Here is a 14,064-nt window from a genome sequence, read left to right on the forward strand (position 1 = left end):
TTACTCTCCTATCTTGCATTTATCGCAAACGTTGTATACGTTTCCTTCCACTATTCTATCCCCTGGTTTTAAACCAGATAGTACAACGTAGCTATCGCCTACCTTTTGACCAAGCTTTACAAACTGCATATGGGTTATGTTGTTTTTGTCTACTAGCCATACCGCATCTATATCATCCCATTTAAACAGTGCATCCTTTGGTATAGTAACGACAGTTTCTTGGCTTTTAGGAATATAAACTTTTGCGTAAAGCCCGCTTGTGATGCCATCTTGGTTTGGTATATCTATTTTTACATCAAACGTATGAGACATAGGGTTTAAAGCTTTGGATACTTCTTTTACAGTACCTTCTACTGTTTTGTCTATACCACCTATATATACTTTTAACGTTTGTCCTGGGGTTATTTTGTTTATATACTTTTCTGGTAATGCCACATCTACTCTGTATGGTGGTTTATCTATCATCATAAGAGGCATACCAGGGGCTGCTATATCTCCAACGTTTACATTTTTCATGTATATGCATCCTGAAAAAGGAGCTGTTATATTTGCATAGGCTAAGTTTGCCCCGGCGGCAGATGCTCCAGCTTTTGCAGCCATTATAGCGTTTTTGGCTTGTTCTACCATAGCCTTTGCTGCTTCGTACTTAGCTTTTACCTCATCGTACTCTTGCTCTGTTACTGCTCCTGTTTTTATAAGCTTTTGAAATCTTTGATAGGTTTTTGAGATAGCTTGTAAGTTAGCTTCGGCTGCTTTCATCTGGTCCTCAGCTTGTTTGGCTCCGTAATTTGCTTCAGCTACCATACTTGATATATCTTTTGTATCAAGTTTTACCAAAAGCTGTCCTCTTTTTACACAATCCCCATCTTTTACATATACTCCTATCACTTTGCTCATAAGCCTTGTGGAGATAGCAGCGTGGTTTTTAGCGCTCACTACACCGTCAAACTCTTCTTCTATAGGTGTGGAAGAGGATACTGTTATAACTTTTACATTTGAAATAACCTTTGGTTTTAGGGGCTTTTCACCAGGAGAAATCTTATGCTCAAAAAACCCACCAAGCCAAAGTATGATAACAACCATTGGTATTATAAAATAAAGAACGTACTTCTTGAGAGCGCTCATATTACTTTACCTCCTTGTTTAATAGGCCAGCTTGATATAGGCTTTTAATATAGGCTAAATTACAATCATACATTGCTTTTGCAAAGTCAAACCTCGCTTTATCGTATTGAGTTTCAGCGTCTATAACATCTGTAATCTTAGCAAGACCCACTTTATACCTTTGGTCCATAACTTTTAGAGTGGCTTTTGCTTCCTCTTCTTCTTTTTTTGCATATTTCATCATAGCCAGTGCGTTTTCATAATCAGCTAAAGCTTTGTTTATTTTGAATATTGAACCTTTTGCCATGTAATCTATGTAAGAACTAAGCATAAGCTTTTGTTCGTTTAAACTTCTTATCTTGTTAAAAGCTGTCAAACCATCAAAGATATTCCAATTTACACCAACTCCCACCATATAACCGTTGGCAGTGGCTCCAAAGGGTGTTGAGTTATCAAAAAGCGAGTAAGAACCAAAGGCCCCTATTTGGGGTAAGTAATCTGCTAAGTAGGCTCTTTTCATGGATTTTAAAGCTCTTAGTTTTTCTTCCATAGATTTTATTTGGGGTTTTTGGTATACAGCTTTTACAAGAGCTTCTTTGTCTATGTGGCTTGGACAATAGAGATTTCCTTTTAAATCCACATCTTTATAGGGTTCATCCATTAGTAAAAACAACGCTCTTTTGGCAGTCTTATAGTTGTTTTTGGCTTCTACTAGTTTTTGCTCTGCTTGATGAAGGTATACTTTTGCTCTTAGAGTGTCTGAGAAAAGCGCCATACCAGTTTTATAGTAAGACTCAGCCATATCTACGTGTTTTTGTGCATCGTTTACCGCTTGGGTGGCAAGCTTTATACCTTCTTTTGCCAAAAGCCCACCAAGGTATGCTTTGTATACGTTGTAAACAATGTCTTGTTCTGTTTGGTTTAGTTCTTTTTTGGTGCTTTTAAGAGCGTGATAAGATGCACTTTCGTAAGCTTGGACTTTACCACCGATCCATATAGGTATTTGTAAAGTTAGTTGGGTTTGATAAAGCTGTGAAGCTCCTGGGTTGTTAAAAAAGTCTTGCATGGACTGGAAAGCACCGCCTACCATTTGGGGTGTAGTAAATGGGGCTTGGAAAAACTGAGGAGGTGGTTGTGGAAATTTGAGGCTTCTTGTATCCATTTTGTTCATTATGCTCCAAGGGGCTATGTTGGTGCGGTTAAAAGATGTTTGTAAGCTAAGCCTTGGGAATAGCATACCTTTTACGCTTTCTAACTCATATTCTTTTGATTTTATATCGTATCTTTTGGCTTTTATTGCTAGGTTATTTTTAAGAGCCTCTTTTATGGCATAATCTATACTTATGCTTTGAGAAAAAGATATATCTGCTAATATTAACAGAGCAAACGCCATGTATATAAATCTCATATCATCGCCTCCTAATTAAATAATTTAGCATAATTAATACATTCTAACCGCATAGAAGATAATATAATATCACAAATTTATAAATTAAGAATATAAGAATATTCTAATATTCTTATTATGATAAAACGATGGTTAAGCATAGCCAAGTTTGTCCCTTATTACATCGAAAAAGCTTACATGTTCTAAAGATATAGTTTTGCATACTGTGTTTGAGCGTTTTATAAAGATATTGTCTTTTTGGGTTATGTTAAAGAACTCTTGACCATCAAGTGTAAGATATGCTTCTTTTGTTTTATCTCCTAGTTTTAGGCCTATAAGAGCATCAGAAGACAAAACCATGGGTCTTATAGAGATTGTATGTGGGCATATAGGCACCAGCAAGATGTTTTGAAGCTCTGGGGTAAGTATAGGACCCCCAGCTGAAAGAGCGTAAGCGGTAGAACCCGTTGGAGTTGATATTATAACCCCGTCTGCCCTTAGTTTTGCTATCATGTGTTCTTGTTGATAAACTTCTATATCTATAAGCCTTGAAAGATAAGACCTTGCCAATACAGCATCGTTTAGGTATGCTCCTAAGTATTTATTGTTTAGATAAACATCTATCATCATCCTATCTATTACTTTGTATTTGCCTTCTATTATGAGTTTTAGCATACGTATAGCATCTTGCTTTGGTATCTCCGTCAAAAATCCAAGCCTTCCTAAGTTTATACCTACTATTGGTTTTTGAAAAGCCGAAAACTTTCTAGCAGCACTTAAAAAAGTTCCATCCCCTCCTACTACTACCAATATATCCGCCTCTTCAATTGTCACTACCTTCTGTCCCATAGTCTTAAGCTGGTTTTCAATGTATTCTACAAATTCTTTGGCCGTTTTATCTTCTTTAACGTAAAAGCTAAATCTCATTGTATATTTATCATATCAAAAGTCCTTATTCTACTTAGATGTCCGCAAGCGGCAGCTAGCTCTAAACCTTTACTCCATCTTATTGTGCAGGATACATCATTTTTCAAAAGCTCTTGCTGAAATCTGTATATTTGGCTTTCGCTTGGTCTTTCAAATTGTAATATAGGGCTTTCGTTGTAAGGTATTAAATTTACCTTTATTTTATGTTTTAGGTTTTTAAGAAGATTTACAAGGTTTTTGGCATCTTTTAAAGAGCTGTTTATATCTTTTATAAGTACATACTCTATTGTGATGCGCCTTCTTGGTTCTAATGGGTATGTTTTTAAAATCTCAAAAAGTTCTTTTAAAGATCCTATTACATTGGGCATAAGCGCTTTTCTTGTTTCATCATCTGAGGCGTTTAATGATATGGCTAGGTTTAGTTTGTTTAAAAAACTGTCTTCTTTTAGTTTTTTGATATAGTTTGTATAGGCGCTTGTGGATATAGTTATATGTCTTTTGGAAAGTTCAAACTCTTTTAGGAAGATAAAAGATGCTTTTTTTAGATTTTCAAAGTTTGCAAGAGGCTCTCCCATGCCCATAAAAACGATATTTCTTATAAAGATACTTCTTAGTATAGATATGTAAAAATACTGATCTACTATCTCTGAAAAGCTTAAATTTCTCAAAAGTCCTCCTATGGTGCTAACGCAAAACTTACACCCCACCGCACAGCCAACTTGTGTAGATATGCAAAGTGTATAATGGTCTTTTTCTTTTATCAGTACACTTTCTATAAAGTGCCCATCTTTTGTTTTAAAAACAAACTTTGTGGAATCCTCCCCTTCTACAAAAGAATCTAAGCTTAGCACGTGAAAATCTATTCTTAGTTCTTGTCTTAGGCTTTTAGGAATATCTGTCATGAGGTTTATATCGGTTATTTTTTTCTTAAAAGCCCAAGATTTAATTTGAGATATTCTATACTTTTCTAAGTTTAATTTTTCTTGTAGTTCAAAGTAATCTTCCAATAAGTTTATCATTGGAACATATTTTCTATTAGTTTGTAGGATAGTTCATTTGTGGTTTTTATATAATCTTCTTTTATAAGGGTGTCTTTTTCTATATTTTCTTGTTTTAAATCTTCTTCATAGGCTTCTATCCACTCTTTTATCATGTCTTTTGTTAGCTCTATATGAAATTGAAGACCTACGGCATTTTCATAAACAAAAGCTTGGTTTTGATACTTATCTGAGCTGTATATTCTTAAAGCGTTTTTTGGTAGGTCAAAAGTATCTTGATGCCATTGAAAAACCATAAGTTTATCTGGAAAACCCTTAAAAAATTTATGGTCGTTTTCTTTTCTTATCTCATACCATCCTATCTCTTTGCCGTTTTGTCCTTTGTAGACTTTCTCCCCTAACACATGTGCAAGCATCTGAGCCCCAAGGCATATACCTAATATTGGTTTTTTGGCTTTTAAAAAATGCTCTATTATTCTAAACTCTCTACTTAAAAATGGATATTGGCTCTCTTCGTAAACGCCCATATAACCACCAAGCACAAAAAGTATATCAAACTCTTCTTGTGGAAGTTCTTTTGCCTGGTCTACATATCTAATATCTATACCTTTTGATGATAGTATGTAGTTAAAAACACCGGCATGCTCTATCTGAACATGCCTTAGTATTAGAGCTTTCATCAAAGCATGCCTGGTGGTTTTCCTTTAGATATGATAAGTCTTTCTACTGGTTTGTCTTCCTTTAGATGACTTTCAATGATTTCGTTTACATCTTCTTTTTTTACACCGCCATACCATATGCCTTCTGGATATACCACCACCGTTGGTCCCATACCGCAAGGTCCAAGGCAACCTGTTGGTGTTACCACCACTGTCATCATAAGCTGAGGGTCTTGTTGAAGGGCATCCGCAAAGGCTGTATAAACGTCCCTACTTCCTTTTTCTGCACAAGAACCCATAGGATGGCCTGGTGGTCTTTGATTTACGCATACGAATACGTGTTTAAACATATCGCCTCCTTAAAAAGGTTTTTTAATAATTTATAAAATTTATAGGCTTTTGGCATGATAAAAGCTCTAAAACTGTGCATTTACTCTAAGCCCATAAACCCACAAAGGACCTCTATTCTTATCATACCCTGGATGTCTTATGTATTGAGCATCTGGAGATATAGATATATACTTGTTTAGTTGATACTTGTAGTAAGCTTCCATTATTTCTTCATAGCCATAGTTAAATTGTCCGTTTTGACCTGAGCCTACAAAGAATGAAGATGATGGTTCGTTGATGGTACCTGATTCCAAATATCTTTTGTGGGTGTTTGAAAGGGCGTTTATGGCAAGGCCTATACCAAGTTGATCTTTGGGCCTTTTCCAATGAACGCCGTTTATAGAAATACCGCCTGCTATGTCTCTATCTGCATCGGTGTAGGCAAAATCTTCTGTTTGTCCGTTGTTAAAACCAGCTCTTAAAAAGAGTCCTGTTTTACCATCATCTGCTATAGGTTGTTCTAAGTTTAGGAAAAATCCCCATTTGTATCTTTTGTGATCTTTTGACTCTGTGCATATAACAGGGTAATCATATCCTGCCAAAGCTCCATTTGGTCCAAATTTTGTGTAATAACAAGGGCTATTTGGAGAATAATAATAGCTAAAATTATCCATAGCCTCAGTATAGCTTCCCATCCTACCGTAGTTTAGCATGCCAAGAAGCCTTATCACAGTTCCTATGTCGTTTGGTCTTAGAGAAAGCTGTGTGTTTAGACTGTAAGCTCCAGACTGATCGTAGGTGTTGCCGTTTGCCATGGTAGGTTCTGCCCCTAAAGCTATTTTAAAAGAATAGTGTTTCTTAACAACACCAGATTCTACACCTACTGTGTATCCTCTTGTATCTGCTCCGTAATCCCAAGCTACGTTGTCGTTAAAATCATAGTTTAAAAACTGAGTTCTTGGAGAGTTAGCATATCGGTTGTTATCAAAATCATCTGCTAGGGAAAACTTTCCTATCTTGATATAAAAATATTCTTTTGGATAGTACCCTGGAAGCTGATCTGGAGCTCTTCCTTCATACTCCAAAGATTGAGATAGGGCTTTTGTGTATATAATATAAGCTCTTGCTATATATGGGTTTTTGCCAAGATCAGATGACCCTGCCCTTATGTAAAGGAAGTTTGGATAACCACCTATTCCTTGACCATAACCTACGCCGTTTCCTTTAAAAAGCTGTATATCAAGATAAGCTTGGATATCTTTTGTAAGCTGTGCTCCTGTGTATAAACCATAAGACTGGGTTACCTCTTCGGATCTTCCACCACCGTTGTTTTTATATGGATTACCAAAGGTCATAGGTCCTTCGTAAGGGGAGTTGAAGTTTGTAGAGTATTGACCCACAAATGTTGCTTTCATACCTAAGAATTGAGGAAACCAAGGGGGAAGGTTTTCGCCAAAGGCTAAAGCGCAAGGAAAAAAACACCAAAAACAAAGTTTTTCTCATAAAAAAAATTTTTACCTCCATGATACTTAACCTCGCTATATTTTTAATTTATATTTCTTGTATGATACATATCTTGTTTTATAGCTTTTCCATAGAAAATAAACGCTCCTAAAAATATAAATATCATAAAAAGCACAATAAATATACCAACTTTACCAAGGGGAATACTGTTAACTAAATTTGTAAAGTAAGCTTTTGGCATAAACTCTTGTGTTATAATTTGCAAAAACTCCAGCATGCCTATAAAAAGGGCTATAAAAATACTAGCACCAGTGATAACAAGGTTAAAAGATAGTCTTCTTATAGGGTCGTTGTTGGTCCAAGCATATATGTTGTTCATGATAAAAGAATCAAAAGAATCCATTAACGTCATACCTGCTGTGAAAAGCAGTGGAAACAACAGTATGCTCCATATATTCATACTTGTCTTTGCCAAAGCCACAGATATACCAAGTATAGCAATTTCTGTAGCCGTATCAAACCCAAGACCAAACAAAAATCCTACTATATACATTTTGTAAGGGGCATCTATTTTTTTATACAAAAAGCTAAAAAACCTTCCCATAAAACCTCTTTTGTTTAAAAGCTCTTGAAATATCTTGTTTAGTTCTTCTTGATATTCAGAAGAAGATTCTCTATACATTTTATATATATCGTATAGGGCTTTAAATATGAATATGTTGATAATACCTATGAGCGTTAAAAATAAAGCTGATATGAGAGTGCCTACTATGTTTCCCATGTTTTGCAAAGTGGGTATAGAGTTTTTTACGGCCTTTGTGGCAAATATAAGAGCTACCGACAACCCTATAACAACGCTTGAATGTCCAAGGGAGAAGAAAAAACCTACGCTGTTGGCATTTTTACCATCCTGAACCAATTTTCTTGTGGTGTTGTCTATGGCTGCTATATGATCCGCATCAAATGCATGTCTTAGTCCAAAAAGATACGCCATACCTCCTATAGCCAAAAGCCCTGGTATATTGTAAAAGCTTGTTACGAATAAACTCCATACCAGAGTGTTGAACACCAAAAGCCCAAAAAGCATAAGTTTTGCACTTTTCATTCTGTATCTTCTCCTGAATGAATTATCATTTATGATAATATTTTTTTAAAAAAAGTAATATGATATATATTATAGTTTTGAAGCTTTTACCAACTTAGCAAATTTAACGCCGTTGAGACCTGATATGATGTTTACAGTTTCTACTATCGTTTGACTAGGACCTTTTATCATTATGGTTTCTAAGCAATTGTTATGATCTATATGTATATGCGTAGTACATAGAATGTTTATATAATGGTTGTGCTGTATATCGAGCAACTTTTGTGTAAGCTCTCTTTTATGATGATCATATATTATCACCAAAACCCCTATAAGCTCATTGTTTTCATCTTCCCATTCATCTTCTACAATGGCCTCTCTTACCAAATCTCTTATAAACTCAGATCTTGATGCGTAAGATTGCTCTACTTTTTTGTCTATAAAATCTACAAGCTCTTTTGGTATTGTTATACATATCCTTTCAACCTTTGATTTGTCCATCTTTCTCATTATATTATATTACTATGCCAAATAGCAAAGATGAGAAGAAAAACCAGATTATAAAAGTAGCCTGTGAGCTTTTTGCTAAAAGTGGTTATTATAACACAACAATGCCAGATATTGCAAACGCTTCGGGCATGAGTGTAGGCAACCTTTATAACTATTTTGAGTCAAAGGAAGAGCTAGCAAAAGAAACGATGCTAACTGTGTCTAAACTTGTAGGTGAAAAACTCTCTTATATAAACTCTTTGAACGTGAGCGTTAAAGAAAAAATAAGCTTATTTGTTAGGAATTTCTTTGACATTGCAAAACATGAACCTCAGCTTATGAGTTATTTTTTAAAGGTTTTCTTGGTGAATAGAGAAGTTTTCAAAGACGGATGCGAAGGTTTTACCTGTGTGAAAGAGATTGTTACGGAAACTATGATACTGCTTTCAGATGGCGTTGAAAAAGGAGAGCTTAGAAATCAAGAATTTTTCACAGCTTTTTCTACTATGATTGGTTCGATAGGGGGCATAGTGTTTTTATACTATGAAGGCGTTTTAGACAACGACTTAGACTACTACGAGCCCTACATATCAGAAAATATATATATGGCTTTAAAAGCATGAAAACGCTTTTTGGATACAGGGACTTTCTTGTGTAGCAAATACCCAGTCGTTTTTGTGTATGGAACAAAAAGATTTAGAAGAAAAAGCCAAAGTTTACCCATCTACCACAAGCGAATATATCAAAAATTTGCTAAAAGATATAGAGATACCCCAAGATATACATATTCACTTTTAATTTTTATAAAAGCCCCAAAAGGGGCTTTTGGTATAGTTATACTGGTCTTGCGTTAAAACCGTCATCTGGTGGGTTTTGATCGTTTGGTGGTGGGGTTTGACCAGAAGAGTATAAGCTTGTAGCTATCTTGTTGGATATATTTGTTATTTTGTTGTAAGCTTCTTCTATAACGTTCTTATCGGCGGAATTTAGTGCTTGTTTGCCTTTTGATATCTCAGCTTCGGCTTCTTGGGCAAGATCTTGAGGTATCTTGTCTTTATGTTCGTTTAAAAGCTTCTCAAGGTTGTAAATCAAAGAGTCTAGCCTATTTCTTGCTTCTATGAGTTCTTTGTTCTTTCTATCTTCTTCAGCGTGCATTTCTGCTTCTTTTACCATCTTTTCTATGTCTTCTTTGGAGAGTCCACCGGAGGCTTGTATCTTTATAGATTGTTCTTTGCCTGTAGCTTTGTCTTTAGCAGTCACATGAAGTATGCCATCAACGTCTATGTCAAAGCATACTTCTATTTGTGGTACTCCTCTTGGTGCTGGTGGTATACCAGTTAGGGTAAATCTTCCAAGAGATTTGTTGTCTTTGGCCATTGGTCTTTCACCTTGTAGCACATGGATTTCTACTTCTGTTTGATTGTCTGAAGCTGTGGTAAATACTTCGCATTTTTTGTAAGGTATAGGCGTATTTCTTGGTATAAGGGTAGTCATCACTCCACCCAACGTTTCAAGACCCAAAGAAAGCGGTGTTACATCTACAAGCAATATGTCTTTTACTTCACCAGTTATAACACCAGCTTGTATAGCAGCACCCACTGCCACTACTTCATCTGGGTTTACACCTTTGTGAGGTTCTTTGCCAAAGAACTCTTTTATCTTTTGTTGAACTAGAGGTATACGTGTAGAACCACCCACTAATACCACTTCGTTTATATCTTTTGGAGTTAGCTTTGCATCTTCTAAGGCCCTTTTTACTATTTCCATAGTTCTATCTATGAGGTCTTTTATCATCTCTTCTAATCTCGCTCTGGTGAGTTTTTTCTGTAGGTGCATAGGTTGTTTGGTATCTGGGTCTATGGTTATAAATGGTAGGTTTATTTCCGTTTCCATCTTAAAAGAAAGCTCTTTTTTAGCTTGTTCTGAAGCTTCTTTTAGGCGTTGGAGTGCTGTTTTATCGTTTTTAAGATCGATATTGGTTTCTTTTTTAAACTCAGAGATAAGCCATTCCATTATGCGCTCATCTATGTTTGCACCTCCCAAATGTGTATCGCCGTTTGTGGCTTTTACCTCTATAACACCGTCTCCACCTTCTAGGATAGATACGTCAAAAGTACCACCACCAAAGTCATATACTAAGATTTTAACATCAGACTGTTTGTCAAGCCCATAGGCCAGAGCTGCCGCTGTTGGTTCATTTAATATTCTTTGGACCTCTAAACCTGCTATAGCTCCTGCGTCTTTTGTAGCTTGACGTTGACGCTCGTTAAAATATGCTGGTACTGTTATAACGGCTTTTGTTATCTTTTCACCAAGATAAGCTTCGGCTGCTTCTTTTAGTTTTTTAAGCACTTGAGCTCCTATTTCTTCGGGTCTTACCTTTCTTCCAATGTTTGGTATCTCAAAAGCTGCATCTTGTTTGTCATCTGGAACCACTTTGTAAGATACCCTTTTTGCTTCGTCTAAAACCTCTTCGTATTTTCTACCTATAAACCTTTTGGATTCGTATATAGTGTTTTCTGGGTCTAGTACTGCTCTTCTTTTGGCTGGATCACCCACCAAAACTTCCTTTTCTTTTGTATATGAAACTATCGAAGGAGTCAACCTAGCCCCTTCTTGGTTTGCTATAACCACTGGTTCACCACCTATCATTACAGCTACAACAGAGTTTGTAGTTCCAAGGTCTATACCCAATACTTTTTCTGCCATACGTTTTTACCTCCTACTTTAATATACTATTATAATAAAACTTAAGTATAATTTTGTCAAGTTTTTTTAGTATATTTATAACATACTAAAAGCCAAATACTTTAAAGTAGAAAGTAAATATTATCTTAAGTATTTGTTTTATCAGCTTTTTAGAAAAAAGTTAAGTTATAATAAATTTATGGAAGAAAATTTTGACAAGGAAGAGGTTCAAGGACAGGAAAAACCTAAGCCAGATCTAAGCGCTATATACGTTGGCAAAGAAGCGCTTGAGAAAGCACCAAAAATATACGGCGTTGAAACTGGTGTTGAGGGGCTTGATGATTTGTTTTTCGTAGTAGAATCAGAAAAAGGCAAAATTGTAAAAAAGAGTCTAAAAGGTATACCAGCTTATTCGGTAATGAATATAACTGGTGTATCAGATACAGGTAAATCTCTCATGGCTGAGCAATTCAGCGTATATCAGGCTCAAAAGGGTAAAAAAGTAGCCTTTATAAGCGTAGAAGCCCCAGCTAACTTTGTAGCGGCTTCTCTAAAGCTAAGAGCTTCAGCTATGGGGTATAAGTTTGAAGATTTTGAAAACAACATAATACTTATAGATGCTGCTTCTTCGGATAGGCTTAGAGAAAATATACCTGATTTACTAGCAACTCTGGCTTACGCTATAAAAACCTACAAAATAAACTTCACTGTAGTGGATTCTATCACTGGGCTATTTGAAAACAAAGAGATGATGGCAAGAGCAATAGTAAGAAGGATGTTCAACTTTATGAAAAAATGGTATCAGACGGCTCTTTTTGTATCCCAGAAAAGAAGCGGTCATGAAGAGCTTACCGCTGAAGCGGCTGGAGGCTATGCTGTAGGTCATATAGTAGATGGTACTATGGTGCTGGCAAAGGAGTTAGTGGATTCTACTTACAAGGCGAGGCTTTATAAAAAAGAAATAGGTGATATAGTAAGGCTTTTTAGAATAGATGGTTGCAGGATGTCTGGGCACGACACAAAGACGCATTTTTTGGATATCACAGAAACAGGGCTCGTAGTGATAAAAGAGCCCATAGGTAAAAATGTAAAATCCGAAGAGGAGGCTAACAACAGTTGACAAATCTTACACAAAAGTGTATATTTATGTAGTATATACGGAAAAAGAGGATTTAAAAAGAAATGTTAACATTTCAATGTTTGCTTGAATTTGAAAATGAAAAAGATAAAGAGATTGTATTAGATTTGATGCGTAGATTTTCATCTGCAATGAGATATGCATACAAAAGGTTGTTAGAAGGTGAAAAAAAGAAAAGATTTAAAAAAACATTTATCAAGATTATTTAACATAAACACAAGATACTCAGATGATGCTATATTTTTAGCACAATCGATGATTACATCATGCAAAGAGAGAGAACAAAACCCAAAAAAGCTCATATTTGGCTCAAGAAAAGCATTTGAGCAATTAAAGAAAAACCATTTAACAGGTAAAAGAAGAAAACAGCTAAAGACAAAATGGAAAGAAAGCAGACAAGGGAATTTATATTCAAGAGGAGATAAAACAAAACAAGGTAATTTGAATTTAAGATTTGAGTGGATAAATGATAAACTTTATTTAAGAATAAACACAGGAGATAGACAGTATATCTATGCAAAGGTAATTAGAAGTGTTAAAAGAGAAAAAGATAAATGGATAGAGTTTATGTTTATATTAGAAAAGGCATATCAGACAAGTGATTGGTTTCCATATAGCGTTAGATTAAAAGTAAAAAACGGTAATGTATATGCTTTCATATCTGTGGAAGAAAAATTACCACCTGTTACAATTAAAAAAGATAATGGAATAATAGGCATAGATATAAACGCTTATCCATTTCATTTAGCATTAGTAACAGTGTCAAAAGATGGAAATCTGGAAAACTATCAAGCGATAAGCTTGCATGAGTTATTGGATGTTAGCTCAGAAAAAAGACAATATTTAGAATGGCAAATAGCACATCAAATAATAGAAATTGCTAAGAAGGAAAACAAAGCTATTGCAATAGAAAACTTAGATAAACTACCAAAAGGTAAAAGAGGAGATGGGTTTGCTAAACTAAGACAGAAATTGCAAAAGTGGATATACAAGAGATTATTAAATAAAATAGAGATTACAGCAAGAAGAAATGGAATAGAAATTAGAAAAGTAAATCCAGCATATACATCTTTAATAGGCAAATTAAAATATGCACCGCAGTTTAACATAGACAAAGATATTGCAGCAGCATTTGTAATAGCAAGAAGAGGATTAGGATATAAGGAAAAACTACCTAAAAACTACAAAGGATTATTAAATGATAAAGATTTTCTTTTGTTTAGTGAAGCCAGTATTGATGGCAGAATTGCAAAACTTAAGAAAGAGATAAAAGAAGAAAGAAATCAGTACAAAAGAAACAAATTAAAAAGTAAGCTAAGTAAATTAAGAAAAGAACTTAAAGCACTACAAAAACATTTGTCGCTTATTATAGAAAGTGAAAAGAGTAAGTCAGTTTCTCAACAACCTGTAAACCGACGGAAGGAACGGGTGAGAGGTTCCGCTTATGCGGGACACAAAAACTGGCAAGTTCTTTTCACAGTCCTTGCTTTCTGCTGTCTTGAAAAATCTTACAGAGATTTTTCTCCTTTAAAACGTGTTATAATTTCAAAGGATTGGATAGCAGTGGCTAATAGGTTAGTTCCTGTACTTGGTATAGGGACTATGACACTTCCAAAATACCGCCTGTTGGGGTCGGAAGTGTCTGAAATGGCGGAATACAAATACCCCAACTCAAGCTGTACAGAGCAATAGTGTGCTGTAAGCATTTCTCTGAGCTTTGGAGTGGCTTTGAATGTTTCTTAGATTCGAAATGCGATTGCATCGCTCTACAGTTTTGTACAGTTTGGTTGACCAGG

Annotated in this window: 12 protein-coding genes and 1 pseudogene; 3 read left to right on the plus strand and 10 right to left on the minus strand. The window is 35.3% G+C overall.

Going from position 1 to position 14,064, the window contains the following annotated elements:
* From HYD3684_RS06925 to nikR, 9 genes are all read right to left on the minus strand, one after another.
* On the minus strand, positions 1-1,125 hold the full coding sequence (locus HYD3684_RS06925) for an efflux RND transporter periplasmic adaptor subunit (protein WP_015419950.1): 1,125 nt from the start codon (positions 1,123-1,125) through the stop codon (positions 1-3).
* A gap of 1 nt (position 1,126) precedes the next feature.
* Positions 1,127-2,512 (minus strand): TolC family protein, encoded by a 1,386-nt coding sequence (locus tag HYD3684_RS06930; protein WP_015419951.1) that lies wholly within the window; start codon positions 2,510-2,512, stop codon positions 1,127-1,129.
* A 132-nt stretch (positions 2,513-2,644) separates the two neighbouring features.
* Positions 2,645-3,418 (minus strand): NAD(+)/NADH kinase, encoded by a 774-nt coding sequence (locus HYD3684_RS06935; RefSeq protein WP_015419952.1) that lies wholly within the window; start codon positions 3,416-3,418, stop codon positions 2,645-2,647.
* Positions 3,415-4,437 carry a 23S rRNA (adenine(2503)-C(2))-methyltransferase RlmN gene (gene rlmN, locus HYD3684_RS06940; protein WP_015419953.1) on the minus strand — a complete coding sequence of 341 codons (1,023 nt, stop codon included), beginning with the start codon at positions 4,435-4,437 and terminating at the stop codon, positions 3,415-3,417. The genes HYD3684_RS06935 and rlmN overlap by 4 nt, the downstream gene beginning before the upstream one ends.
* The gene (locus HYD3684_RS06945) at positions 4,434-5,096 is read right to left on the minus strand and encodes a type 1 glutamine amidotransferase (RefSeq protein ID WP_015419954.1); all 663 of its coding nucleotides are present in this window, start codon (positions 5,094-5,096) and stop codon (positions 4,434-4,436) included. The genes rlmN and HYD3684_RS06945 overlap by 4 nt, the downstream gene beginning before the upstream one ends.
* Positions 5,096-5,425 (minus strand): ferredoxin, encoded by a 330-nt coding sequence (locus HYD3684_RS06950; protein WP_015419955.1) that lies wholly within the window; start codon positions 5,423-5,425, stop codon positions 5,096-5,098. Before HYD3684_RS06950 ends, HYD3684_RS06945 begins: the two co-directional genes overlap by 1 nt.
* Before the next feature lie 66 nt (positions 5,426-5,491).
* Complete coding sequence (locus HYD3684_RS06955; RefSeq protein WP_238524025.1) at positions 5,492-6,820, minus strand: carbohydrate porin; 1,329 nt, start codon at positions 6,818-6,820, stop codon at positions 5,492-5,494.
* 131 nt (positions 6,821-6,951) lie between these two features.
* Complete coding sequence (locus HYD3684_RS06960; protein ID WP_015419957.1) at positions 6,952-7,974, minus strand: HoxN/HupN/NixA family nickel/cobalt transporter; 1,023 nt, start codon at positions 7,972-7,974, stop codon at positions 6,952-6,954.
* Positions 7,975-8,043: 69 nt separating this feature from the next.
* Positions 8,044-8,463 (minus strand): nickel-responsive transcriptional regulator NikR, encoded by a 420-nt coding sequence (nikR, locus tag HYD3684_RS06965; protein WP_015419958.1) that lies wholly within the window; start codon positions 8,461-8,463, stop codon positions 8,044-8,046.
* Between the two features lie 14 nt (positions 8,464-8,477).
* On the opposite strand from nikR, the gene HYD3684_RS06970 reads away from it, so the two are divergent.
* Positions 8,478-9,065 (plus strand): TetR/AcrR family transcriptional regulator, encoded by a 588-nt coding sequence (locus tag HYD3684_RS06970; RefSeq protein ID WP_015419959.1) that lies wholly within the window; start codon positions 8,478-8,480, stop codon positions 9,063-9,065.
* 211 nt (positions 9,066-9,276) lie between these two features.
* Here HYD3684_RS06970 and dnaK read toward each other — a convergent pair whose 3' ends face one another.
* A complete protein-coding gene (gene dnaK / locus HYD3684_RS06975) occupies positions 9,277-11,151 on the minus strand; it encodes a molecular chaperone DnaK (RefSeq protein WP_015419960.1) in 1,875 nt (624 codons plus the stop codon).
* Positions 11,152-11,329: 178 nt separating this feature from the next.
* Between dnaK and HYD3684_RS06980 the strand changes: the two genes are divergently transcribed.
* Positions 11,330-12,250 (plus strand): KaiC domain-containing protein, encoded by a 921-nt coding sequence (locus HYD3684_RS06980; protein ID WP_015419961.1) that lies wholly within the window; start codon positions 11,330-11,332, stop codon positions 12,248-12,250.
* A gap of 62 nt (positions 12,251-12,312) precedes the next feature.
* Positions 12,313-13,960, plus strand: a pseudogene (locus HYD3684_RS06985) (IS200/IS605 family accessory protein TnpB-related protein).
* Positions 13,961-14,064 lie beyond the last annotated feature (104 nt).

Source organism: Hydrogenobaculum sp. 3684, assembly GCF_000213785.1.
In the GTDB taxonomy this organism is placed as follows: domain Bacteria; phylum Aquificota; class Aquificia; order Aquificales; family Aquificaceae; genus Hydrogenobaculum.

Bases quoted from the DNA above. Each gene is read 5' to 3' on its own strand.
- HYD3684_RS06930 (WP_015419951.1), bottom strand. From the start codon at position 2,512: ATGAGATTTATATACATGGCGTTTGCTCTGTTAATATTAGCAGATATA.
- HYD3684_RS06960 (WP_015419957.1), bottom strand. From the start codon at position 7,974: ATGAAAAGTGCAAAACTTATGCTTTTTGGGCTTTTGGTGTTCAACACT.
- HYD3684_RS06955 (WP_238524025.1), bottom strand. From the start codon at position 6,820: ATGAAAGCAACATTTGTGGGTCAATACTCTACAAACTTCAACTCCCCT.
- HYD3684_RS06935 (WP_015419952.1), bottom strand. From the start codon at position 3,418: ATGAGATTTAGCTTTTACGTTAAAGAAGATAAAACGGCCAAAGAATTT.
- rlmN (WP_015419953.1), bottom strand. From the start codon at position 4,437: ATGATAAACTTATTGGAAGATTACTTTGAACTACAAGAAAAATTAAAC.
- nikR (WP_015419958.1), bottom strand. From the start codon at position 8,463: ATGAGAAAGATGGACAAATCAAAGGTTGAAAGGATATGTATAACAATA.
- HYD3684_RS06980 (WP_015419961.1), top strand. From the start codon at position 11,330: ATGGAAGAAAATTTTGACAAGGAAGAGGTTCAAGGACAGGAAAAACCT.
- HYD3684_RS06925 (WP_015419950.1), bottom strand. From the start codon at position 1,125: ATGAGCGCTCTCAAGAAGTACGTTCTTTATTTTATAATACCAATGGTT.
- HYD3684_RS06945 (WP_015419954.1), bottom strand. From the start codon at position 5,096: ATGAAAGCTCTAATACTAAGGCATGTTCAGATAGAGCATGCCGGTGTT.
- HYD3684_RS06970 (WP_015419959.1), top strand. From the start codon at position 8,478: ATGCCAAATAGCAAAGATGAGAAGAAAAACCAGATTATAAAAGTAGCC.
- dnaK (WP_015419960.1), bottom strand. From the start codon at position 11,151: ATGGCAGAAAAAGTATTGGGTATAGACCTTGGAACTACAAACTCTGTT.
- HYD3684_RS06950 (WP_015419955.1), bottom strand. From the start codon at position 5,425: ATGTTTAAACACGTATTCGTATGCGTAAATCAAAGACCACCAGGCCAT.